Consider the following 25,288-nt stretch of genomic DNA (forward strand, 5'->3'; position numbering starts at 1 on the left):
ATTTAGTTTTTTGTAATTAAATAATCAGGCCAAATTGTACTAATAACTTTTTCTGCTTCTGAAACGGAAAAATCATTTCGTAAGCCTATCTTTCTTACTTGTTCTATTTTTAACTTTAATCCTTTTTCAGTTTTTTTATGGACATCAGTATGGGTTTTGAATTTTTTAAAATCAGCAAATTCACTTCCATACAGTAGGTTTCCAGAAAAAGAATTGTTATTTGTTTCTCCTAACTTTAAAAAATGGGTCGTGCCTTCATTATAAAAAACATTATCTTTCACTACCGTTTTGTCTGGCCAGATTCCGCCCCAATGTTTATACCACATCATAACATCATCAACCTCAGCATCTGTTACAAAAAGGTTATTCGAGATTTCTGTATTAGTAATGTTCCCAGAAAAACGGATCATATGATGCTTTTCATCCTGAAAAACATTGTAACGAACAATCGTACCATCATTAAACGCATTTTTAACCTTTCCCCAAGAGCAAACCAATAGCCCACCCCAATCATTATGGTGGCTATAATTGTATTGTATAATGGTGTTTTTGCATAAATAATCGCTATCAAACCCACTGGCATCTATGTCGCCTTCGTTATAAACCGTATAACTCGCTTCATTAAATTGCCATAATGCATTATCGCAATTATATGGGTACGATGCATTGCCCGTTGTTTTAGAACCACACCTAACAAACAAGTTGTATTGTACTAAAGGGGATTCTGCAACACGTGTAACCAATCCATTGCCCCCTACGTTTTCAAACTTTGAATTTTCAATAACGATGTTATAGCTCGGGTACCAATTGTTTATTTCACCATCGGCACACAGCTCACCAAACTTAGAATCCATATCTCGTGTGCGCCAAAAAGATTGATTTACAAAACCGCCACGATCCACATCCGAAAAATAGCAGTTATTAACATAAATACCATTAAAGTTTGTAGGTATTCTTTTTTCAGGAATACTATCTGCAATGATATTAAAAAAGAGTCCGCCATTTATTCTTGTCCTTAAAGAGCCATTGACATTACTAATTTTTAAATTTTCAAATTTAAAATCATGCAACGTACCTATATCTTTTGCTAAAACGAGAATACCCGCTTTTTTAGTTGGCTTTATTGGATTTCCTTTCTCAAAATTTCGGACTTCTATATCTCTAATTTCCCAATACTCTTGGTTAAAAAGGATTAAACTAGCCGATAAAAAATCATCTTCCCCCTTTTGCCCTTCAGCATCTATTATGGGCAAATCCCCTTCGCCATAAGACCCAATTAAAATCCTATTACCCACTGTACCATTGCCTTGTGGTTTGCATATCCCCGTCCAATGCCCACCTCTTTTAAAAAGAATAGCGTCTCCTGGATTAAAAAGTTGTTCGTTTATTTTTTCTAAGCTTCTAAAAGGAAGGTTTTCATGTGTTCCTGCATTACGATCATCTCCACCAATATTATCTACATAATATTTAGTTTGAGACTGGCCTATGCACGTGGTCCATAAAAAGACAAAAAGTAGTATGTGCTTCATTTGTTTATCGTTTATTTTATTTATATATGTAGTTCGCTTAGATAATGCATTTCGTTTATCATAGCGCTCCAACAACGTTAAGCCTAGGCCTAATTATTCTCGGACTTGTTTTAATTTTATTATTGAATACGCTCTAGAATTTTTTCCTGTTCTACAACAAAGCTATCGAAGTTATCACCAGCCGGAGTGGTGTGCCATTGGCCTAAGTTATCGATAGTAAGAAACCCACGCTCGCTTAACAGTTTTTTCTTAGCCTCCGGCAACTTGTGGGCTTCAATCAATACTTTATTGAGTCGTTTAATATTTTTAGAAACCGTTGGCGGAGCCTCCGAATGACTAACAAATGCCTCCGACAAAACACGACCAATCGCTAATGCTGGTATCTTTTTATTACTAAGTTCAGCAATGGTTGGCGCAATATCAATAATTTCGCAATACTCAAAGGTTGCCCCTTTCTTTATACCAGAACCAACTATCAAAAGAGGGGTTACACTGGCAAGCGGGCTGTAAGGCTCGTGCCAGCCTTCATTAGCTTGTCCATGGTCACTAGAAATTAAAAGCACCGTGTTCTCCCATTTATTATTATCCTTGAGATATTGCACCAATCGCCCCAATTGACGGTCTGCCTCTGTAATGGCTTTTCGATAGGGAGACTCCTTATGCCAGATATTACGATGATACGATTCGTGCTCGCTCCAGTTTTTTGATATCCTTAGCCCTTCAATTCCTGAACGCTGGAGATGAACACGCATAAACTTAGGATCTGATACCTCCATAATATTCATTGTTAAATCAATGACCAAAGCATCTGGATTGAAGGAGCTTGAAAGATAGCTACCAAAACCTTCGCTTACATCTTGATATGCACGAGCATTTACAATAAAAGCCGTCTCTTTATCTTTGAAGGAATGCTGTATCATAGATTCTCGAATCCCGTTCTTTCCGATAAAAGGACTTCCTGTCATGAGCATAGGATTCGGCATAGAACAAGACCATGGATAGGTATCGCTCTTTTCAGGATGCCCTGGCAACGTTAAATGCATTTCTTTATAATAGCTTCCCTGAGCTTTTAGGGCATTAAAATTGGGCATGTTAATTCTTGTAGGCCCTTCTACAGATAAGCCGTCAATGAAAAACAAAATAACCCGGTCGGGTGGCGATTGTTTTATGGCTGCATTATTGGTATTCACAGCAAAAATCAAAAAGAATACTATAGTAAGGTTTTTAATTTTTAATAGAATCATAGTATTTTATGTGTTATCGTATTTTTAATTTTATCTTTATTCTTTGCCAAATAACGTTTACCACAAGTCTAATGGTTCTCAGATTTCATTTCCATGATATGCTTGGCTAATTCGGCTTTTATTTTTGCAAGCTTAGACTTTCCTGCAAGATTTGTCCATTCATTCGGGTCATTCTTGTGGTCATACAACTCTTCAGTCCCATCGGCATATTGTATATAATGATTGCGCTCATCTTGAACAGCGTAGTTATCTTTACCGTAACCCGTAACGGATGGATATGGCCATATTGTAGATGGCTCCTTTATTAGCGGAACCAGACTCCTCCCTTCATTTTCTAAATTCTTGGGCAAACCACTCATTTCTAACAATGTTGGGTAAATATCAAGCAAACTCACTACCCGGTCGCTACTTTTTCCCTTAGGCACACCATTACCAGCGAACATTAAAGGCACATGTGTAGACCGCTCCCACAACGTTGCTTTTTGGAATGTGTTTTTTTCGCCCATATGATATCCATGGTCTGACCATAAAACAATTATGGTGTTGTCGCTGTATTCACTTGCTTCAAGCGCATCAATAACTTTTCCAATTTGGTGATCTACAAACGTGATTGAAGCCAGATAGGAATGAACAATACTTTTCCTTTGGTCTGTTTCAATGGCCCATTCTGTCCTTGGCATCTGATCCTTGATATTTTTAAGTCCTTGCTTTGGAATGTCATCAAGATCATCTTTTTTATATGGTGGTAAATTTATCTTATCCCGGTCGTACATATCCCACCATTTTTTTGGTACATACCAAGGGTTATGAGGGCGTAAAAAGCCAACCATTAGAAAAAATGGTTTATCATGTTTCTTGCCGAGCTCATTAACGGCCCAATTAGCTGCTTGGTAATCCGACATCTGTTCATCTGTTTCAGGCCCTTTAGCCCAATCTGTCATGGTTCCATTTTGGTGCCAGTTTCTTTGCAGTTTTCCGAGTCCTGAACTAAAGAGCCCACGCCCACCGGAGTCGTCCAGTGTGCCATCGGGCAAATGACCGTGCAAGATTTTGCCCACTGCCAACGTTTTATATCCATTTTTACGAAACCACGTATGCATAAGTTCGGAGCCGAGTGTTTTTGTTGATTCTTGTACAACCTCATCGTCGTTCAAACTTCCAGATAATCTATGGGGATAAAATCCAGACATCACACTGGCTCTTGATGGGCCGCATACCGCATATTGACTATACGCTTTATTAAACACCGTACCTTGATTAGCGAGCTTGTCAAGATTTGGGGTAATGGCTCCTTCGTATCGATTTGCATAAGCTGGAAAATCATTTAGATCATCGACCGATATAAATAAAATATTCGGCTTCTTTTGTGCATAACATAATTGACAAAACGCACCAATGACGAGACATAAAAGTAAGTTCCTTTTCATTTGTTAAAATTATTTAGTTATTAAAGTGCGCATATATTGTGTAAATTTGTTGTCAAAAAATATTAATTTTATGCCGTAATCTGTTTACCATTGGTAATCGTTTCCTTCATTACTCAAGCGCCATGAATCCTTGACTTTTTCTAGTTCGGCTGTCATCTTTTTCAATAATTTTGGATTTTCTTCAGCTAAATTATTTCTTTCTCCTGGATCTTTTTTTAAATTAAAAAGCATCATTTTATCACCTTTATTGGGAATACAAATTTTATAATCACCACTTACAAAAGCATAAATATCCGTACCTCCATACAAGCGTTTATAACCTGCTGTTATGGGCAATGTCCGGTCTTTAGAACTACCATCTAGAATTACCGACTTAAAACTAACCCCATCTAAAGGAATTCCCTTCTTAGCTGGAATATCAAGAATATCTAAAATCGTTGGCAAATAATCTACTGTAGAAGATTGGAAATTAGAAACCAAACCAGATTGGGTGTGTTTTGTCCATAATGCCAATGAAGGCACACGTAAACCACCTTCGTACATGAGGTGTTTATGCCCTCTAAAAGGCCCGGCAGAAGCAATTCCTTTTCTAGTAATTGGACCAGAAGGACCATTATCACTAGTAAAGAAAATAATAGTATTTTCATCTATATTTTTTTCTTTTAAGAAATTACGTAAACGACCAATTTGATCATCCATGGCCGTTATACAACCATATAGATGTTTTTGAGCTTCCGGAAGGTCTGGATATTTAGCCAAATACTCGGGACCAGCAACAACTGGCTCGTGTGGTGCATGAAACCAAATAGTAGCTAAAAATGGTTTATCGTCTGCAATAGATTGCTCCATAAAAGGAATGGCTCTATCCATGATAATACGGCTATCGTCGCCCTCTAAATTATCTGTAACTGGCACGCCATTTTGCACATATATTGAACCTCCCCACGACCCATCATCCATAGCACCCCAACTGTTCCAACCTTTTGGTGTTTTAGTAGGATTCCAAGTTGGAACTGCGCTTTTAGTTGCAAAGGTTTCATCATACCCATGGTGCCATGGTGGCGAATAACTACCTCTAGACTCTACTTTATCTGGCTCTACCCAACCTAAGTGCCATTTACCAAAAAAACCTGTTTGATAACCTTCTTTTTTTAAATACTCTGGAATTGTTATTTCTGCAGGTCGCATAGCCCCAGTGTGCGCAGCGAAAATGCCTTGTCTAAAAGGGCTTCTACCTGTTAAAACACTTGCCCTAGTAGGGGAGCATAGCGGTGCTGCTGCATAAAAATTTGTAAGTGTAACACCTTCTTTGGACATCCTATCCAAATGTGGTGTTATAATTTTTTTATTGCCAGTAAACCCAACATCACCATATCCAAGATCATCGGCCATAATAAGTATAATATTTGGTGTTTGCTTAAAAGCGGTTTTGTTTTGCGCATCACTACTTAATAGCATCAAATTGACTACCAAAACAAGTAATAACCTATTGTAATATGATTTTCTCATATTTTAACTCCTTTTTAAATTATTTTTTTTGATACTAGCAATTTACAAAGCATAATGATTTTGTATTTACGTTAAGGGTCCTTAAAATTTTGAGAGTAGAGACCCTTGATCACATTACGCCCTAATCTGAACAATAGAAAACCACCTCATCTTTAACAAATGAGGTAGTTACTTTATAAGAATCATTTATTATAACCAAAGTTTTGCTCCATTTTCGCTCCTGTATTAGCATCTATAATACCTTGAGGTATTGGAAAATACTCGTTGTACTCATATACTTTAGTTGCATCTAATCTTGGATTGTATTTAATTACTCTATCATAGAAGGTTCCTGTACGGACTAAGGTGTGTTTTCTATACTCTTCAGTTACTAACTCCCTAGAACGTTCTTCAAGAATAAACTCCAATGTTACATCAGAAGCCTCAATTTCTGATGCATTAGATCGTCTTCTTAAATCATTTAAATAACCTGCAGCTAAATCAGGTTTATTGTTTTTCATTAAAGCTTCGGCAGCAATTAGGTATGTTTCTGCCAATCGCATATACATTTGATCATTGTATTGCCCTGATAATGATGCATTATCTAAAACAAAAGGATCGTTATAAGCCCACTTTGTTACATATGGCCAAAGGAAATTATCTTCCAAATCGTCTGGGTCATCATAGTCCATATTGGTAGATCCAATGATTTCAAATGAGGTAGCGGTATCATCTGTTGGATAAATAAAGTGTTTTTTAACGGCATATTCAGAATATCGGTCATCATTCCCTTCTTCGTACCAACCAAAAGCGGAGTCTGTTACAGAAACTCTACCAGCTCCTTTTCCACCGTTATAGGTATATAAAATATCCAAATTCTTTTTCTTAAGTTTTGAGTCTTTTGAATAATAACTGATCCAAATGTTTTTTATAGTTACATAAGAACTACCAACTACATCTGCATATGCGTTATTTAGCACCCACAACACTTCTTTATTTCCATCGTTAGGCATTGGGCTAATAAACAAATCGGTAAACGCCGTTCCTGGTTTTGAAGCAGCAACTCCAAACCTGGAAGTCATTAATTCGTATTCAGGACTATTAATAACTTTAAGCGCCTCGGTTTCGGCTTTCCCGTTCTCTCCCATATCTAAATATAGCTCTGCCAACATAGTACCTGCCACCGCTGCGTTAACCAAGCCCGTTTGCTCTCTCATCTCCAAATTTTTTGTAGCAAAAACTAAATCTATTTCCATTTGGGCATTAATTTCCTCAATAGAATTTCGCTCCCAATCATTTCGGTAAGTGGTTCCATCAATTTCCTCAAGACTTAACGGAACTGCTCCCCACCCATAGCGTAAGTGCCTGTAAGCCCAAGCTCTCATTACTCTTGCTTGCGCTATAACTTTATTTTTGTTTTTTAAATCGTCGGCATCGTTTGTACCCATCCAATCAACAGGCGTATTTTCCGCACGGTTGATAATTAAATTTGAAGAGTTAATGATTCGATACAACCAATTAAAATTGGATGACACCAGGTTGTTTTCAGAATTCAAATCGTTATAATTATTAAATGGATCTGATTGCGATGCGCCGTTATTTACAAATGCATTATCTGTACCCATTTGCCATAAAGAGGCTCGAATAACATTGCTCTGGGTTTCTCTATCCTCTCTTACCAAGGCATACAGCGCATTTAATCCATTTGTAAAACCATCATAATTAAGAAATAAGTTTTCGGCAAAAATATCATCTTTAGGTTCTTCTAATAAAAAGGTATCTTCATTACAAGAACTCATAAAAACAGCACCAACAATTGTTAATAATATCAGTATTTTTTTCATGTTGTTATTTTTAATTTTTTAATTAAATGCTAATTTTTAAACCTAGCAAAAATGAGGTTGTTTGAGGCACTGCCGTTTGCTGAGATGCACTGTTAGAAAATTCTGGATCTAAACCAATCCAATCTGTTTTCGTATATAAGTTTTTAATATTAGCAAAAAGCTCAAGATTTTCAATTTTCAATTTCTTTAATGTCTCTGAAGGAAATTGATAATTAAGCGTAACATCTTGCAACCTTATAAAATCCGTACTCCGATAAAACCCCATACTACGTTGGTTTACACTTGCTGTTCTATCATTTCTTGGATATGTGTTGCTTTTATTTTCTGGAGTCCAAAACGCTACATTATACCTATTTTCTCTTAGGTCATTATCTTGTGTGTATAGCAATGTATTGGATTGGGTTATACCCGAAACCATGTTTAAAAAGAAACTAAAAGACCAGTTTTTATATTTAAACGTATTTGTTAATCCTGCTATAAAATCTGGAATTCGTCTTCCGATGACTTGCTTATCATCTGGATCGATATCCCCGTCGCCATCTACATCTAAATAACGAATATCTCCCGCATCTACATCGCCCTGTGGTGTACCTGCAGTATCTTCTTGGTAAATACCATCAAATACATAGTCGTAATTCACATTTATAGGCTGACCAATAAACCACTTATTACCAACATCATCGATATAGTTTCCTTCCGCATCTGTCAATCCTACATTAACAATTTCTGTGTTATAGTGCGCTATATTAAAATCGGTTTTCCACTGAAAATTGTTGTTTCGCACATTTACCGTCGATATTTGAAATTCAATCCCCTTATTTGAGGTTTCTCCAATATTTTGGGTAATAGAACCTGTTCCATTAACATTTGATATCGATTTTCTTAACAAAAGGTCTGTTGTTTTTGATGAGTACACATCAATTAATCCTTTAACCCTGTTTTTAAACAATCCAAAGTCAAGACCAGCATTAAACGAAACCGTTGTTTCCCAGCCCAATGAAGGGTCTCCTAATCTACTCGGATAGAACCCGAATAATGTTCCGTCATTATCATCCACATAATCAACAGACGACAATGTAGGTAAAGTAGAATAAGCACCTACTGCTTCATTACCACTTTTACCATAAGACAACCTAAGCTTTAAATTGTTTATCGTATTCGAGTTTTTTAAAAAATTTTCATTTGAGATGTTCCAACCTAGCGCTGCCGATGGGAAGACACCAAATTTACTATCTGAACCAAATGCTGAATAACCGTCTCGCCGTGTTGTTAATGTTAACAAATATCTAGAATCGAACACATAATTAGCTCTAAACATTTGGGAGAGATGGGTTCGCTTATTATATACTGCAGTAGGCTCTATAAGACTTGCTTTATTAGCTTGATAATAGGTCATGACATCATTAGGAAACCCTTCTGCACTAACGTCATGATTTTCAAACCATTCACTTTGCGCACTATAGAGTCCAGTTAAAAAGATAGAATGCTTACCAAATGTATTTTTATAACTGATAATGTTTTCAACAAGCCAATCCTCATCGTATTCATTTGCCAAATCTAAAGATCCCCCAACCCTTAATCCTGCTCGGGTATTTCGCCCTCTATAGGTTTGCACTAACCTAGACCGGTAATCATAACCTGTATTTAATTTATACGATAAGCCTTTTACAAAAGGTGCCTCTATTAAAATACTATTATTAGAGGTGAATCGTCTAGTAATATCACTATTATCATAAAGTAATCCCGATAAAGGATTTTCTACAAACACACCATCATCCCAAGTTTCTAGGGTTTGTGTACCATCCTCATTGAAAGCCACTCCTAGAGGGTTCATGCTAAATGCCCTTGAAAAACTCGCATTGTTTCCGCTTCGGTCGTAATACCCGTACTGTGTACTAGTACTATAGGTAATCCAAGGCAATAATTTATGATCTAAATTTAATCGTAAGGTATAACGCTTAAAGTCATCTCCAAGCGAAACACCTTCGGAGTTTAAATAGGATAATGATACATAATATTTTGTTTTTTCAGAGCCTCCTAAAAACGATAGATCATGTTGCAATGTTTGCCCTGTTCGCGTAGCAAGGTCTACCCAATTAGTATTTACACCTGCCGCATAGCTTTCGTCTTCAACAAATGAAGTAGACAAACCTCTATCCACCTTTGCTTCATAAAATGTTTTACCATCCATTAAACGTGGTATGTTTACCGGTTGATTAAATGTGGTAGACACGGAGTAATTCACTTTCATTTGTCCCTCTTTGCCCTTTTTAGAAGTAATTAGAATAACACCATTAGCCCCCCTAGACCCATAAATAGCAGCAGCTGAGGCATCTTTCAAAACCTCAAGAGAACCAACATCTTTAGGATTAATTTCGGATAAATTTCCGGCATAAGGAACACCATCTAAAATAACCAAAGGCCCGTTTGAGGCGGAAATCGAATTTTGTCCACGAATAAGCATGGAGTTGCTCGACCCTTCTGCATTAGATGCATTTACACTAATATTCATGCCTGCCATAGTACCTTGTAACATTTGTTCCAAACTTGTTCTTGGCCTAGACTCTAAAGTTTCTGTACTAACAGAAACAACAGAGCCTGTTACATCACTTTTCTTTTGAGTACCATACCCTACTACTATAACCTCATCCAATCCAATTTGAGATGATTTCAAAGCTATATTTATGGTTGTTTTAGAGCCTACCAAAACCTCTTGAGACTCCATTCCTACGTAGCTAAACACCACTATAGCATTTGGCTTTGCTTTTAAGGAGTAATTTCCGTCAAAATCAGACATTGTTCCTGTTGTTGTCCCTTTAACTAATATAGACACTCCTGGCAGCGGGATACCATCTTCGCCTGTAACATTTCCGGATATGTTTTTGTTTTGAGCATATCCGGTTAAGGTCATAAAAATAAAAGACAGACATGTTATTCTAAATAATAATTGTTTTTTTTTCATGAATTTTAGTTTAGTTGTTTTGAATTTTAATCTTTCTTGAAAGCGCTTCCAAATAATAATAATCAGCATATATTAAAGGGACATCTATTTCTGAACCTCCTGGTTTAGCTCCTGTAGAGTGCCTTAACAAAAACCCTTTATCGGCACCTTGCGTATTAAAATAATTATCTGTAGACAAAGAGGTTACCATGCCGTCGGCTACTTTTAAATACGCCTCTTTATTCTCTTTGTTGGCTGTAAACGTACTTAATTCATATAGTGCCGAAGCCATTACCGCTGCGGCCGAAGCATCTTTTGGTTCATCTGCTACATCTTTTAAGCTAAAATCCCATGTAGGAACAAAGTCTTCAGGAAGCTTAGCCACGTTAATAATATAATTTGCAACTTTTTCCGCTTGCTTTAAAAACTCTGCATCTTGGGTTTCACGATAAGCCATAGTATAGCCATATAATGCCCATGCTTCCCCTCTTGCCCACGAAGAGTCGTCTGCATAACCTTGATGAGTTACCTTAGATTTTGCAACACCTGTAATCGTATCGTAATTAACCACATGATAAGTACTGTAATCACTTCTAAAATGGTTTTTCATAGTCGTTTTGGCATGCGTATTGGCAATGTTATAAAAAACAGAATCACCAGTTTCTTTCCAAGCCCAGTACAACAATTCAAGATTCATCATGTTATCAATAATCACAGGAAACTCCCATTTATCTTTATGGTGGTCCCAAGAACGGATACACCCTACATTTTCATCAAATCTTGTTATTAAAGTTTGTGCAGATTGGATTAGTATGTTTTTATACGCTTCATTTTTAGAATACTTATACCCTAAACCATAACTAGCCATCATTTTAAAACCTATATCGTGGTTTGATGCATTAAACTGTTCGCTCTCTAATAATTCGGTAAACTTAATGGCTTGATTTTTCCACTCTGTATTTCCTGTTAAGTGATATGTAAACCATAAAACGCCTGGATAAAAGCCGCTGGTCCAATCTCGTTTACTTACAAGACCAATAGCTCCTTCTTCTAATGTTCTAGGAAAAATTCTTCTTTTTGAAAGATCAAAGTCTTCTTTGAGTACTGGCGAATATTTTAGTTGACTATCAATTTTTTCAATCAACTTATCTTTATTAAAATCGTCATCTTTTAATACCCCTTTTGATTTACAAGAACATAATACTATGGACAGTATTATAAAAACAGATAGATACCTCATTACTTTTTAAAATTTAATTATTCATTGTTTTAGTCAAAACTACCCGATACAACTTGATTTTTTTCGCACCATTGTCACCAATTATCATAACATATGTCCCATTCTAGAACACATGTTCCAAAAAACAACATACGTGCTAAACTTTATTGGCCATTGCGTTTCGCCCACACCCTATTATTTAGTATTTTGGAGAATCAAATTCCCGATATGAAAAAATGGTTTTATAACATATTACTAATTATAATTTCCCCTTTTATACTTGCTGTAAACAACCCTCACATTTCTATATCTAAAATAACGCCATCTGGAGGGGTAGCCTATTCTCAAGTCACTTCTATATTAGAAGATCATCATGGATTTATATGGTTTGGCACCAATAATGGTCTTTTTTCCTACAACTCTATAGATGTTAAAAGGTATAATCACCTACAGAATGATCTATCTACTATCTCCACCAATAGAATAAACACACTTTATAAAGAAAAAAACGGAAAAATGTGGGTGGCAACCGAAAACGGCTTATGCGCCTATAATGCTAAAAAAGATAATTTCGACAGATACTCTATTAAAGATCAGTTTGATAATTATATTGGTAAAGACATCACCTCTTTTTTTCAAGATGACAAAGACATCTTTTGGTTTTCGGATGAAAAAGGTTTTGGAACAATAAACATCAACACCAGTAGGGCGCTATATCAAAACATAAACAATAACACGAGCCGTGTGAGTTTGGTTTCCATGGATAAAACCATGCGTATTTGGGTTTTTTATGAGAACGGCAACATCTATTACAAGCTTAAGGACTCCAATACATTTCAGTTTTACTCCAAAGGTATTGCCAACCCTGTTCGATCTGTTTTAATTGATAATGAGTTTGTTTGGATTGGTTATGAATCACAAGGTTTGCTGTGTTTGGATATGCATGGTAAAGCCAAACATCACTTTTATTCAAAAAACAGCAATGCTCCTGAGTTGCCCAGTAACGACGTGAGGAGTATAATTAAAGATGAAAACAACCAAATATGGGTTGCAACTTATAATGGAATTGCCGTAATCGATAATTTTAAAGTAACATTTGTAATCGATCAACAAAAATATCCAGAATTACCAAACCACTCCATTTGGTCTCTATACGAAGATTCACGAAAAAACATATGGATAGGCACTTGGATGGGAGGACTTGCTTTTCATAGCGCCTATAATAATTCATTTTTACACTACAATCAATCTACATCAAAAAATGCAATAAGCAACAATATAGTAAGTAGTTTTGTACAGGTGCCACACAAACCAAATATATTAATTGGCACTGATGATGGTGAATTGAATAATTTCAATCCTGAAACCAATATTTTTACCACAGAGCCTATTTATTACAATGGCAAAGTGATTCAAAACATCAAATCACTTGCTTATGATAAATTTAAAACCTTATGGGTTGGGACATATGCACATGGTGTTTTCTACCGAAAAAAAAACCAAAACACCTTTCAGCGTTTAACGCCTCCTTTTAATACTGGTTTTCAAGCTTTAGATATTTTGCCAACAGACGAAGGGGTATGGATTAGCGATTACCCGCAAGGTGTTTATTTCTATAATTTTACATCAAAAAAATTCACACAACACCAGCACAACCCTCTAGATATAAACACCATATCAGACGACAATGTTAGACACATCATTCAAGATAAACAGGGCCATATTTGGTTTGCTACCCAAAACGGACTCAATCTTTTAAGAAAAGGTTCCTCTCAATTTATCCATTTTTTTTATCAAGAAGCCAATAATAATAGTATTGCTACAAATTATATTTATTGCCTCCATGAAGACAATAAAGGCTTTATATGGATTGGTACCAATGGCCAAGGGCTAGACAAATACAATCCTAAAACTGGTACAGCAGAACATTTCACTATAAAAGAAGGGCTTCCTGGAAATGAAATATTTTCCATATTAGAAGATTTCGAACATAATTTATGGATTACAACCGAAAACGGCCTTTCTATGCTCAATCCTACAACAAACACCATTCGGTCTTTTATTAGCAATAAGGGGATACAAAACAATCATTTTCATCCTACTGCAGCCTTATCGCCCTTAAATAACGAGCTGTATTTCGGTGGGTCAGACGGCTTAATACGGTTCTTTCCCCAAGAAATAAAAACAAACCCCATACCCCCTGTTACAACAATAACCCATTTTTTTATAAACAATGAAGAGGTACTACCCGAAAGACCCAACTCTGTTTTAAAAGATATTATTAGTAACACCAAAACCTTAGAATTAACCCATAAACAAAACTCTATAAGTTTTCAATTTATCTCTAACAACTATATAAACCCTCAAAAAAACGAATTTAAATACAGGTTAAAAGGCTTTGATGACCAATGGAACAATTCTGATTTTAATGACAAGGCAAATTTCACAAACGTACCACCTGGGAATTATATTTTTGAAGTAAAGGCCGCCAATAACGATAGTGTTTGGAACGACAACCCTACCCAAGTTTTTATAAATATTAGTCCACCTATATGGCTTACTTGGTATGCCTATTTATTCTATATAATAGTTTTTATTGCTTCTATTTACTTTTTCAGAAAACAGGTAATTCATCGTCAAAGACTTAAATCTGAAATACAATTAGCAAAAATCCAGCAAGAAACTAAAGAACAGCTTCACCAAGGAAAACTTCAATTTTTCACTAATATTTCCCACGAATTTAGAACACCACTAACACTTATTCAAGGCCCTGTAACACGTTTGCTGAAAACGGGATTTGAAAATGAAGCATCCAATAAACAGTTAATACTAATTAAAAACAATACAGATCGCTTACTTCGTTTAATTAATCAATTTTTAGATTTTAGAAGAATTGATCATGGGAAACTAAAACTTAACCCTATAAATGCCGACATTGTGGCTTTTAGCAAAAATGTATTTAATTGTTTTGAAGAACATGCAAGATATAGAGCTTTTAATTTTAATTTTATATCGGATTTGACCAGCTTAAAAATGGATTTTGATACCGATAAATTAGACAAAGTATTGGTTAACATGTTGTCTAATGCCTTTAAGTACTCACCAGACAATGGCACTATTACATTAAAAATACAAAAGAACACTAGACCCAAACTAAAGTCTAACTGGAACACCTACACTATAGGCGAAATTATCGATGGCGATTTTATTAGCATAAGCATATCGGATACAGGCGAAGGCATGTCGGCAGATACGCTCCCTCAAATATTTGAAAGGTTTTTTCAACTCGAAACCAACGCAAATAGAGGAACAGGCATAGGTCTTTCCTTATCTACCAATTATATTACCATGCACCATGGCCAATTAACAGTAAGCAGCTCTGAAGGCAAGGGCTCTGTTTTTTGTATTTATTTACCAGAACGCCAGTTCGCTTTTTTTAACGACACCCCAATAGAAACCACTCCTACCTCTACTTTTGATTTTACATCGGAATCTGCTGCACCTTTAGAAAATAAACCCAAATTAACAGAGCCCCCCGAAAATCAGGAGTCTCTTATATTAATAGCAGAAGACAATCCTGAGTTATTGGATTTCTTGGTAGAGTCATTAGAAAATCATTTTAGAATAGCCAAATCAAAAAATGGAAAAGAAGCTTTAGAGCAAATACATTCTTTATATCCAGATTTAGTCGTTTCGGATATTATGATGCCAGAAATAAATGGTATAGAATTATGTTCTAAAATAAAGACAGATATAAGAACAAGTCATATTCCCGTTATTTTACTTACTGCCCTAGATACCATTCAAGACAAAATAACAGGTATTCATTCTGGTGCCGATGCCTACTTAGCAAAACCTTTTAATGAAGACCTTTTAATTGTTCAAATCAATAATTTATTAAATTCCAGAAAAGGATTGCGCGAATCGTTTGCTTCTAGTCAAGATTCCTGGGAAAACCATTCTGAAATTCATGATCTAGATAAAAAACTACTTTTAAAGGCTATAAATAGTATTGAACAAAACATAACCAATGCTGATTTCAGCGTGGAGGATTTGGCGAAAAACCTACACCTAAGCCGCACACACCTTCACAGAAAACTAAAATCACTTACAGATCAATCTGCTACCGAGTTTATTCGCAGTATAAGACTAAAAAATGCCATCAAATTAATGAAAAAAGGAGATACTACTATTAATGAAATAGGCTATGCTGTTGGGTTCAATTCTCATAACTATTTCACGAAATCCTTTAAAAAACAATATGGAAAAACACCCTCTGATTTTATAAAAGAAAACTCTGATGCAATTGGATCTCTAAATAAAAAATAGGTACAAATCATGCATTTGCATGCTTTTATTTATTTCAACAACGTACTAGGAGGGTATCCAAATTGTTTCTTAAAGCAACGGCTAAAGTATAAGGGGTCGTTAAACCCAATTAAATCGGTAACTTCAGATACGTTATACTTTTTTGTTTTTAGAAGTTGTGCCGATTTTTTTAATCGAATGGTTCTAATAAATTCATTAGGTGCTAAATCTGTTAACTCTTTTATTTTTCTATAAAGTTTTGATGAACTCATGCCCATCTCGTCACACAAAAAACCTGTGGTAAGCCCTGGGCTACCTAAATTTTTATTTATAATATCAGTAATTTTCTCCATTAAATCTTTATCTATGGGAGAATGCGTAAGCAAACCTATTCCGCTTTCGGCATCACCAGAAAATTTGACTTTAAGGTCTAGCCTTGTTTTTATGATATTAATGATTATAGATTTTAGTAAAGAGGGATCAAAAGGTTTTACCAAATATCCATCTGCCCCTACGTTATAGCCTTTCATCTTATCTTCATTTTCAGATAGTGCCGTTAACAAGATTACTGGAATATGACTGATAAATTCATCCTTTTTAAGCATTTCACAAAACTGAAGGCCATCCATAACGGGCATCATAACATCTGCTACGCAGAGCATGGGTTTTATTTGTCTACAAAGCTGCAACCCTTCCTCTCCGTTTTCCGCTTCATAAACCTTGTAATACGCCGATAAATAGTCTACGATATACTTCCTTAGCTCTATATTATCTTCAATAACGAGTATTTTTTCTTTAATTTCTGTATTTGTACTTTTAGGATTAATAGGAATGGCATGTACGATATTCTGCTTCTCCGTATTAATAGCAACTTCAAAAACTTCATTTTCACTATAGAACTTACGCATTATTGGAATTTCCACAGCAAACACACTCCCTTCTTTGGGCGTACTCTGCACTTTAATTGTGCCTTTATGAAGTTCCACTAGCGCCTTCACCAAGGATAGCCCTATGCCCGACCCTGTGTTATTTTCTTTGCTATTTGTCGCTTGATAAAACCTAGTGAATATTTTGTCTTGGCTCTTTTTAGGTATACCGATACCATCATCACTCACCTCTAAAACCAAATAGCCTGCTTCATCTCCTTTTAAACCAATAAATAAATCGACAGAGCCATATTTGTTTGTAAACTTTACAGCATTAGATAGTAAATTATAAAGAATCTTATCATATTTATCTTTATCGATCCATCCCAAAATTGATTCTTCTTCATAATTAAAAGACAACTGTACTTGTTTACTATATGCAAATTCCTTGAATGAATCGAAGGTGTTTTTGGTGTATTCTACAATATCGGTTTTAGATACTTTAAGCTTTAACTCACCGGTTTGTGCTTTTCTGAAATCCAATACCTGGTTTACTAAGTTTAAAAGCCTACTCGCATTTTGGTGTATGAGATTGTACCTGCTTTTTTGATACGCACTACTATAATCTTTACTCTCTTCTATTAATTGCTTTACAGGCCCTAAAATAAGGGTTAAAGGCGTTCTCAACTCATGCGATATATTGGTGAAAAAGCGTAATTTCTCATTATTTAACTTTATATCGCGCTCTCTATTCACTTTTTCTGTTACCAGTTCTTGTTTTAAACGGATTTTGTTTTTAAGCTCTCTCCTAACCAGGTAGTGAATGCCTGCTAATAGCAATAAAAAAACAAAAAGCGCTGGATATGTTAGCCAAAACGGTCTTTTTATTTCTATTTTATAAGATACCACATCGCTCCAATGCCCGTCGCTATTACTAGATTTTATTTTGAAAACATAATCTCCTGGAAATAAATTGGTGTATTGAACGGTTCTCGAATTACTATTGGCTGTAATCCAATTATCATCAAACCCTTCTAACATGTAATCAAATTTATTTAAACGCTCATTAGTATAAGATGGTGTTGAAAATTGTAAGGAAAAATTTCTATTTTTATAATTAAGCGTTATGCTTTTGGATTGGTTAAAATCTTCTTTAAGTGGAACCTCATCATTTATTTTTTTTCCTGGAAAAATTATTTCATTCTGAATTTTTATTTCAGTTATAATAGGTTTGGGCGAGAATTGATTCTCCTTTATGGTGTATGGTGAAAAATACAGGACTCCATTTTTGGCCCCTAAATAAATATTTGATTTTCCGAAATTATAAAACCCTCTGGAGCTAAAATAATCTAATCTATTACCGCTATTAACGTGGTAGATATTATACATACCATTTTCTTTAAGCTTAGCAACACTATTATTGTTTATGTTTAGCCATAAATTACCGTTAGCATCTGTAAGTAAATCTGTAACCCATTTTCCTGCGAGTGCTTCAGGGGCTTTTAGGGCTACAAAATTATTGTTTTTACTATCAAAATAACTCAGTCCTTTTCTGGTCGCCGCCCAAAGCTTATTTTTATCATCAAATGCAATAGCGCTCACATTAATATGCGGTAAGCCTAAACCTCCATTAATAGATGCACCGTAAGTTACCGTAGTTCCTGTATCTAAAATATATTTCACTACTCCCGTTTCTGTAGCAAACCATATATGATTAAAGGCATCCTTAATAACTTTATTGATATCCTGGCCTTCAAGAAGTTTTTTACTTACGGTTTGGGTCTCTACATCCCAGATCATCGCACCTTCCCCAAAGGACCCAATCATCAGTTTGTTGTCCCCTAAGTTTTCGAAGGCTGAAACTGGCGACTGTACGAGACCGAGCTCAATGACTTTAGATTCTTTTTTTTCATAATTATAAAGCAATAATTTGCCATTCCATAGCCCGCAATAAAATATTTTACCATCAATAGAGTAAATACTGGCAATATCGTTTTGATCGTTATGCAATGGAACGAATTGATCATCTTCTAAAATAAAAAGACCGTGATGTCGCGTTGCAACAATAATCTTATCGTTATAGGTTTTAGAAAACCCACGTATCCTTGGCGCTTGGTTTCCTATAAATTGGGAAATATCATTATTCAAATTAAACTGGTTCTCAAATGAGTCGTACTTGTCCAGCCCATCTTCTGTTCCAATCCATAATACGCCAGAAGCATCAAAATATAAAGCAGAAACCAAATTATCCACCAATGATGTTTGGTCTGTTAGTACAGAATAGTACCGTTTAAAAACGCCTTTACTAATATCTTCTAAGCGGTCGCAAACTAAAAGCCCACCCAAAGTACCCACCCAATACTTACCATCCGAAGCCTGTGCAACAGACATAAAATAAGGCCCAAGGGCATCCCTTATTTCGCTATTTTCGATGTATAGATTATCAAATTCGTTTTTTAATTTATTCAGTTTGTACAAGCCTTTTCTCGTCCCTATAAAAACATCATGCTTGTCATCTTCATATATAAAATTCAAATACGAGTTAACCTCTAAGGAATTAGGGATGCTAAGCGTATAACGGGTTACTTGCTGGATAACACCTTTCGGGTCTATATTTATTTTAGCTACGGAAACTGCCCCATAACTACCAATCCAAATGTTTCCCGAAGAATCTTCAAAAATCTCTTTAACATAATCAAACCCTTCTAATGGTACTTTTTCAAATCTGTTCTCTTTTACTTTAAAAAGAAACACACCTTTTTCTTTAGTACCAACCCAAACACGTTTATATTTATCTATATGGATAGCACGTATTTCTTCATCTGGCAAACTATTTGGATTTCCTGTTTCCGTTAAAAAAGTTTTAAATTGATAAGTATTTAAATTTAAGAGCGTTACACCTTTTCTCGTTCCAATCCATAATTGGTTGGTTTCTTGGTCCAACTCTAAAGCTGTTATATCATCATTTTCAATTTTATAATGTTCTTCGGAAGTGCTTAAATACGTTTTAAACTCATACCCGTCGAATCTGTTTAAACCAGAAAAGGTTCCTAACCATAAAAACCCATGATTATCCTGCACGATATGGCGTACGGAATTATGGGACAACCCCCCTTTATCATTATAATGCTCAAACTTAACGGTTTGTGCGTAAACGCTCAAAAAACATGATACTACGTACAACGATAGTATAAAACGGTACTTCATTAAAAAAGGGTTTTACTATTTATGGTGTTATTTTTTTAATACTATTAGATTTTAAATTTATCATAAAATGATCTGAGGGCAGTCCGCTTACAGTTTTATCAAATATTTTAGCCCACAATCTATAGGCAGAATCTGGCGATCTTTTTAGTTGGTTACAAACCAGCTCATATTGTTTTAAACGACTTACCTCCATATCTCGTTTGGCTAATTCGTCTGCACTTCTTAGTTTATAAAAATCATAAATCATATCCAACCCTGTCCAACCCTCAAAATCTTTTAAAGTTAAGTTATTGGCGAACACTACTTGCTCTAATTCATGACTTACCTCTATATTTTGCAACAATAAATCTTTTCCTGTTGATGTTAGAATCTGTTTTAAAAAAGGCTGGGACCAATCTTTTGTTAAAAAACGAAGCCGAACTAATTCCTCTAAATGCCATTGAGTAAAATCTTTATAGTTTTCGGCTTCCAGAATTTCTTTATTCCAAATGGATGCTTTTTCTAAGCCTTGTAAATATGCATATTCCTGTTCGTATAAAGAAAATAAATGATTAAAGTTTTTAACCGTTTTCATGACGACGGTCTCAATTTCAAAATCTGTACTTGAATGAATGGTTAAAATCTTATAAGCTGGTGCATAAGCAGCTAAAGAGGGGGTTTGGATATTAAATAATGAATTGCCCTTTTTACTTGTTCGAACACCCGTATCGTTAATATGCATGTGCCCACCAAAATGAATTTGAATCCCTGCATCTGCAAAAACCTCTGCTACTTTTTCCTTGGGCACGCGGTGCAAATGCATCTTATTCTCACCAAAAAACGCTTTCATTTCTGGTGAGGCATCATCATTAAAATCAACCATTGGATAATGACTAAAGGCAATTAACACCTTTCCTTTTTTTTTGGCCAATTGAGCTACTTTCCTCACCCAATCTACCAAATGGTTCTTTTGTAGAAGCACTTGGTTATACCCAATACTGGCTCCTGAAAAATCTTTTGGATTATGAGACACAGCGGGCAATACTTTATTCGGCATATACACATTGGCATCTATTGCTAAAAGCCATAAGCCTTGGATAGGTTCTACTAAATAACTAGCATCTGGATGTTTATTATAAGCATCTATAGCATACAATCTTTGGTTTAAACCAGACTGCTTTTGGGCCTTTTCGAAGGTATAGTCTTCATAAGTGTATTTAGAAAAAGGGGTTTCCCAATACAAATATTCCTTTATAGGGTAAAAACCAAAAGCAGACATTTCATTTAATACGTCTTTATACCCCCACTTTTTAATCTCGGAGGTTATAATAGGCTTTAAAGATGTGCTAACCTGTGCTTTTAAGTTTTGAACAGAACTGGTAATGATTTGCTCTTGCCCACCCTCGCCTAAAAAATCGGTTTTACCAGCTTCTTCAGCAAAAGGCTTTACGGGATCATGATTGCCAGTAGTGGCAAAAAACAAGATGCCGTGCTTTGCCGTATAGTCGTCTAATATCGTCTTTAGACCTTTTACATGAATGGGCTGCCCATCATCACTAAAATCGCCTGGTAATGCTACAAGTTTTATCCCTTTAGCTACAATATCGTCTAAGGCTTCTAAAAAGGCGAAGTAATTCTCATTGAATATTCTAGTGGATTGTAATTGTGCAGCCATAGTTCTTATATTAACATAGGCTCCAGTTTTTGGGTTCTTTATACCTCTGTAATCCACATCCTCAAAATGAGCATAAATATCTTGAAAATGAGCATCGGCTATAAATGCAATTTGAATACGCTCCTCCTTTTCCCTCTCTATCTTATGGCATGAAAGCAGTACGAATACACTACTAGACAAAACATATTTCCATAGAAATTTCATAATATTATCTTATTCATTTTTAATACGCTCATAAGTGTTATTGCTAAAAATGACTTTAAAATCGGACTCGAATAACGTTGAAGGAATATAGTAATCTGTAGAAATAACCTGCGCTCCAGATGCTTTAGCTTTTTCAAACCTTTCGTAAGTTATATTGCGCGCTTCTGTAGTTCCCGCATCGGCTCGTGTACGTACCATATACCCCTTAGCCACTAATGCTTTTATATATTCAAAGTCTTTGATAGGATTATTGATAATTCTAAAACCTGCCTCTGGTTTCCCCTCTTTACTATTTACAAATAAAACCGGATCTTTTAAGGAGCCAGACGGCTCTAAATATTCTTTTATTTTAGTTTCTTTTTCATCTAAAACGAACAAAAAACGCCCCTTAACCTTATCTAAATCTGGCCAACCTACGGCTAAAACAGCCTGTTCCAGAGTTTCAAAATCTCCACGTACATCTTTGGGTGTGATTAATTTATTAGGAGGAAACACTTTTCTTATTTCAATATCGATGCTATCTAAAGCTGTAGATGAAAAAGGCAAAGGATCTCGCGTGCCAGTCACCTTTTGGTCTTTTGCATTAATCAATATAAAAATAGGGCTATGGTCTGGGTGTTTGTCCGACCAGCTTTTTATTGCCGCTAAACCATCAGAAAATAATAGATGATGGCTCCTAAAGTCTATATCTTGCACATGAAACATCTTTAAGCCCGGCTTTTGCAACGTGTGTAATGCATCATATACCAAGGGCTTTTTTCCTAAAGATTTTATAAGCTCCAATCCTTTTGGGTTGGAGAAATACCCTCCAAGAGGATCATGAAAAACATCTAATTCGATATTACGAAGCCCTAAGTCCAATTGAGCCTCTAAAGACGGATGTCCATATTGTAGCGCATCCATGTTCTGGGGATTTAAGTGATGTAAATAATCGAACAAAGGCGTTTCAATAGGAATTTTATAAGAGTTATGACTTCCTATAACTTGGATATCATTTAATTTAACAGTGGTTTTTAATATGTTTCCCAACCATCTTTCAGCTAAAACAGGCCAGGTTTCGGCAGCGGGATTACCTTTTCGCAATCCATATCCATGGCCTCCATTATTATATAAATGTAATTCTACTGGTGTTTTATTTACACGTAAAGCTTGAGCCATAACCAAACCACTGTTTCCGTAATTATCGTCTGCTGTTCCGAAAATAAAAAAGGGAGGGGTATGTTGGTCAAATTGAAAGTTAGGGTCTACGGTTTTATGCGCTCCTTTATCTAAATACGCTGGATATATAAGCATGGTAAAATCTGGCCTACTGGAAACGTTATCTATATCATCTTGCTTATCATAAAAGCTTTTATTATAGTTTGTGGAGGCCAAAGCTGCCAAATGCCCTCCTGCTGAAAACCCTATTAAACCGATTTTATTTGTCTCTAATTGATATAAGGATGCTTTGTTTCTCACTATTTTTAAAGCCCGTTGAAGGTCTTGTGCAGCAGCGTTTTGTTTTTTAGGTACGCGGTATTGCAATACAAAAGCTGTGTAACCCAATTTATTTAACCATATAGCGATTTCCTCTCCTTCTTTATCAATAGCTAGAATGTTATAACCACCACCGGGACATACTATAATCCCTGCCTTGGAAGCATTCGGTTTTTTTGGAGCATATACCGTTAATATCGGGTTAGTAACATCTGTTAATCGCGTGGTATTGCCCGAAGTATTCGCTGTTTTTCTTGCTGGAAGTTTTGCTTCGGTTTCTCCAGGCACCTCCAAAGGCCAAACCTCAATCGTCGTTTTATTTTGAGCTAATAGCATCAAAGTGGTGAAAAAGAAAAACAGGACGGCTTGTGGCTTTAAAGACTTCATATAATAGTTCTATGCTTTATTAAATACATACCATTATTTAGCTTATCAATTTACTCAAAAATTATTTTAAAACCGGTGATAGGGATTTCATTTTTAGAATATTTTGGAAGCTTTAATTTTAGACCTGCTTTGGTTTGTTTCCACACCACTTTTTTAGAAGAACCTAGTTGGGCTACCGTTTTTATTTTGGACTGTTTTTTTGTTGAAAGTGCTTTAATAATAATCTTGCTTCGTTGCGCACTACAAACATAGGCGTAAAGCGCTCCATTTTTTGTAGTGAACCGCACTTCTGGAAAAACAGCTTTTGAGGTGGCATCGTTTACAGCATCTTTCATAGTGTTTTCATGCTCTAAAATCTTAGGATTATCTATAAAATCTTGTTTTTCACCCAATAACTCTCCTTGGATTTCCCATGGTTTAGACCCGTAAATACCTTCTGAATGAAGCGTGATCCAATCCCCCATAATCTGTAAGCGATCTTGGGCCTCCTTTCTAATCTCCCCTGCTGCAGTAGGCCCGTTATTTAGCAGTAAATTCCCGCCTTTACTTACAATTTCCAACAATTGCCGTGTCATTAATTCTGGCGTTTTATAAATGGTATCATATTCAATATATCCCCAATTTTTGCTCATGGTAATACAAGCCTCCCATGGCTGTACTTCTAAACCTTTTACTATTTCTTGTTCTTTAACCTTATAATCGCCAAAATCATTTCCTATTCGGCTATTAATGATGCAATCTGGCTGAATATTTAAAATCAAATCTCGCAGCTCCTTACTTTCTTCTGGACTTATAAGCTCTGGCGTATCAAACCAAATAACATCTATTTTACCATATTGAGTAAGCAGTTCTTTTATTTGCGGTTTCACTTTTCGCTCAAAATATTTACTAAAAACTTTTATATCTTCATTTGGATAATCCACCAAATTACTTCGTCCTCCTTTATAGGGCCAATTGGTTGCCACATCTGGATCTTCCCAATCTCGACCTAAAGAGTAATAAAACCCAAATTTCATATCATGTTTATGGCAAGCCTCGACTAAAGCTTTCATGGGATCCTGTGCATAAGGTGTTTGTTTTTTTATATTGTAATCATTAGAAGGCGAATCAAACATGGCAAAACCATCGTGATGCTTCGATGTTATGATGATGTATTGCATACCTGCTCGTTTTGCCGTAAGCACCCATTGCTCTGCATCATAATTTATGGGGTTAAAATCTTTAGCAATCGCAGCATAGTCTTTTAATGAGATTTTTTCATGGATCATAAAGTGCTCATTCCCTTTTGCTTTATGCCCATTCCAATAGCCCGCGGTTTGAGAATATAAGCCCCAATGCATAAACATGCCAAACTTGGCATCACTCCACCAGTCCATTTTATCTAGGGATTGTGCAAAACTATTCGATACAAAACCGCATGTCAATACTAAAGCCATTACACTGCTTCTTTTAATACTTAAGTTCATGGTAAGATATGTTTTATGAGTTATTAAG

The 25,288-nt window shown here is 35.6% G+C and carries 12 protein-coding genes; 1 reads left to right on the forward strand and 11 read right to left on the reverse strand.

The genetic code is table 11. The features are described 5' to 3' along the window. Window positions 1–2: 2 nt before the first annotated feature. The 7 genes from ACFFU9_RS11510 to ACFFU9_RS11540 form a co-directional block, all read right to left on the reverse strand. On the reverse strand, window positions 3–1,529 hold the full coding sequence (locus tag ACFFU9_RS11510; protein WP_379861590.1) for a hypothetical protein: 1,527 nt from the start codon (window positions 1,527–1,529) through the stop codon (window positions 3–5). Between the two features lie 119 nt (window positions 1,530–1,648). Continuing rightward, a complete protein-coding gene (locus tag ACFFU9_RS11515) occupies window positions 1,649–2,773 on the reverse strand; it encodes a sulfatase-like hydrolase/transferase (RefSeq protein ID WP_379861591.1) in 1,125 nt (374 codons plus the stop codon). Window positions 2,774–2,841: 68 nt separating this feature from the next. After that, window positions 2,842–4,200 carry a sulfatase gene (locus ACFFU9_RS11520; RefSeq protein WP_379861593.1) on the reverse strand — a complete coding sequence of 453 codons (1,359 nt, stop codon included), beginning with the start codon at window positions 4,198–4,200 and terminating at the stop codon, window positions 2,842–2,844. Window positions 4,201–4,284: 84 nt separating this feature from the next. After that, window positions 4,285–5,709, reverse strand: coding sequence for a sulfatase family protein (locus ACFFU9_RS11525; protein WP_379861594.1), 1,425 nt, complete (start codon window positions 5,707–5,709; stop codon window positions 4,285–4,287). 182 nt (window positions 5,710–5,891) lie between these two features. After that, the gene (locus tag ACFFU9_RS11530; RefSeq protein ID WP_379861595.1) at window positions 5,892–7,532 is read right to left on the reverse strand and encodes a RagB/SusD family nutrient uptake outer membrane protein; all 1,641 of its coding nucleotides are present in this window, start codon (window positions 7,530–7,532) and stop codon (window positions 5,892–5,894) included. A gap of 22 nt (window positions 7,533–7,554) precedes the next feature. Continuing rightward, window positions 7,555–10,494 carry a SusC/RagA family TonB-linked outer membrane protein gene (locus tag ACFFU9_RS11535; RefSeq protein WP_379861596.1) on the reverse strand — a complete coding sequence of 980 codons (2,940 nt, stop codon included), beginning with the start codon at window positions 10,492–10,494 and terminating at the stop codon, window positions 7,555–7,557. A gap of 10 nt (window positions 10,495–10,504) precedes the next feature. After that, window positions 10,505–11,713, reverse strand: a complete 1,209-nt coding sequence (locus ACFFU9_RS11540; RefSeq protein ID WP_379861597.1) for a glycoside hydrolase family protein — start codon at window positions 11,711–11,713, stop codon at window positions 10,505–10,507. Window positions 11,714–11,806: 93 nt separating this feature from the next. On the opposite strand from ACFFU9_RS11540, the gene ACFFU9_RS11545 reads away from it, so the two are divergent. Beyond that, entirely contained in the window at window positions 11,807–16,021 is a 4,215-nt protein-coding gene (locus ACFFU9_RS11545) for a hybrid sensor histidine kinase/response regulator transcription factor (protein ID WP_379861598.1), read from the forward strand. Between the two features lie 29 nt (window positions 16,022–16,050). Here ACFFU9_RS11545 and ACFFU9_RS11550 read toward each other — a convergent pair whose 3' ends face one another. The 4 genes from ACFFU9_RS11550 to ACFFU9_RS11565 are packed head-to-tail and all read right to left on the reverse strand — an operon-like array spanning window position 16,051 to window position 25,260. After that, complete coding sequence (locus tag ACFFU9_RS11550; protein WP_379861600.1) at window positions 16,051–20,073, reverse strand: hybrid sensor histidine kinase/response regulator transcription factor; 4,023 nt, start codon at window positions 20,071–20,073, stop codon at window positions 16,051–16,053. Between the two features lie 19 nt (window positions 20,074–20,092). After that, complete coding sequence (locus ACFFU9_RS11555) at window positions 20,093–21,931, reverse strand: metallophosphoesterase (RefSeq protein ID WP_379861601.1); 1,839 nt, start codon at window positions 21,929–21,931, stop codon at window positions 20,093–20,095. Between the two features lie 9 nt (window positions 21,932–21,940). Beyond that, window positions 21,941–23,794, reverse strand: a complete 1,854-nt coding sequence (locus ACFFU9_RS11560) for a Ca2+-dependent phosphoinositide-specific phospholipase C (RefSeq protein WP_379861602.1) — start codon at window positions 23,792–23,794, stop codon at window positions 21,941–21,943. 50 nt (window positions 23,795–23,844) lie between these two features. Next, the gene (locus ACFFU9_RS11565) at window positions 23,845–25,260 is read right to left on the reverse strand and encodes an alpha-L-fucosidase (RefSeq protein ID WP_379861603.1); all 1,416 of its coding nucleotides are present in this window, start codon (window positions 25,258–25,260) and stop codon (window positions 23,845–23,847) included. Between the last annotated feature and the right edge of the window lie 28 nt (window positions 25,261–25,288).

Origin of the sequence: Mariniflexile ostreae, assembly GCF_042427585.1 — a bacterium.
Classification (GTDB): domain Bacteria; phylum Bacteroidota; class Bacteroidia; order Flavobacteriales; family Flavobacteriaceae; genus Pseudalgibacter; species Pseudalgibacter ostreae.

What these genes read in the sequence shown, in the direction of transcription:
- ACFFU9_RS11545 (WP_379861598.1), top strand. Translation starts at nt 11,807, where the DNA reads ATGTCCCATTCTAGAACACATGTTCCAAAAAACAACATACGTGCTAAA.
- ACFFU9_RS11530 (WP_379861595.1), bottom strand. Translation starts at nt 7,532, where the DNA reads ATGAAAAAAATACTGATATTATTAACAATTGTTGGTGCTGTTTTTATG.
- ACFFU9_RS11520 (WP_379861593.1), bottom strand. Translation starts at nt 4,200, where the DNA reads ATGAAAAGGAACTTACTTTTATGTCTCGTCATTGGTGCGTTTTGTCAA.
- ACFFU9_RS11565 (WP_379861603.1), bottom strand. Translation starts at nt 25,260, where the DNA reads ATGAACTTAAGTATTAAAAGAAGCAGTGTAATGGCTTTAGTATTGACA.
- ACFFU9_RS11550 (WP_379861600.1), bottom strand. Translation starts at nt 20,073, where the DNA reads ATGAAGTACCGTTTTATACTATCGTTGTACGTAGTATCATGTTTTTTG.
- ACFFU9_RS11560 (WP_379861602.1), bottom strand. Translation starts at nt 23,794, where the DNA reads ATGAAGTCTTTAAAGCCACAAGCCGTCCTGTTTTTCTTTTTCACCACT.
- ACFFU9_RS11515 (WP_379861591.1), bottom strand. Translation starts at nt 2,773, where the DNA reads ATGATTCTATTAAAAATTAAAAACCTTACTATAGTATTCTTTTTGATT.
- ACFFU9_RS11525 (WP_379861594.1), bottom strand. Translation starts at nt 5,709, where the DNA reads ATGAGAAAATCATATTACAATAGGTTATTACTTGTTTTGGTAGTCAAT.
- ACFFU9_RS11510 (WP_379861590.1), bottom strand. Translation starts at nt 1,529, where the DNA reads ATGAAGCACATACTACTTTTTGTCTTTTTATGGACCACGTGCATAGGC.
- ACFFU9_RS11540 (WP_379861597.1), bottom strand. Translation starts at nt 11,713, where the DNA reads ATGAGGTATCTATCTGTTTTTATAATACTGTCCATAGTATTATGTTCT.
- ACFFU9_RS11535 (WP_379861596.1), bottom strand. Translation starts at nt 10,494, where the DNA reads ATGAAAAAAAAACAATTATTATTTAGAATAACATGTCTGTCTTTTATT.
- ACFFU9_RS11555 (WP_379861601.1), bottom strand. Translation starts at nt 21,931, where the DNA reads ATGAAATTTCTATGGAAATATGTTTTGTCTAGTAGTGTATTCGTACTG.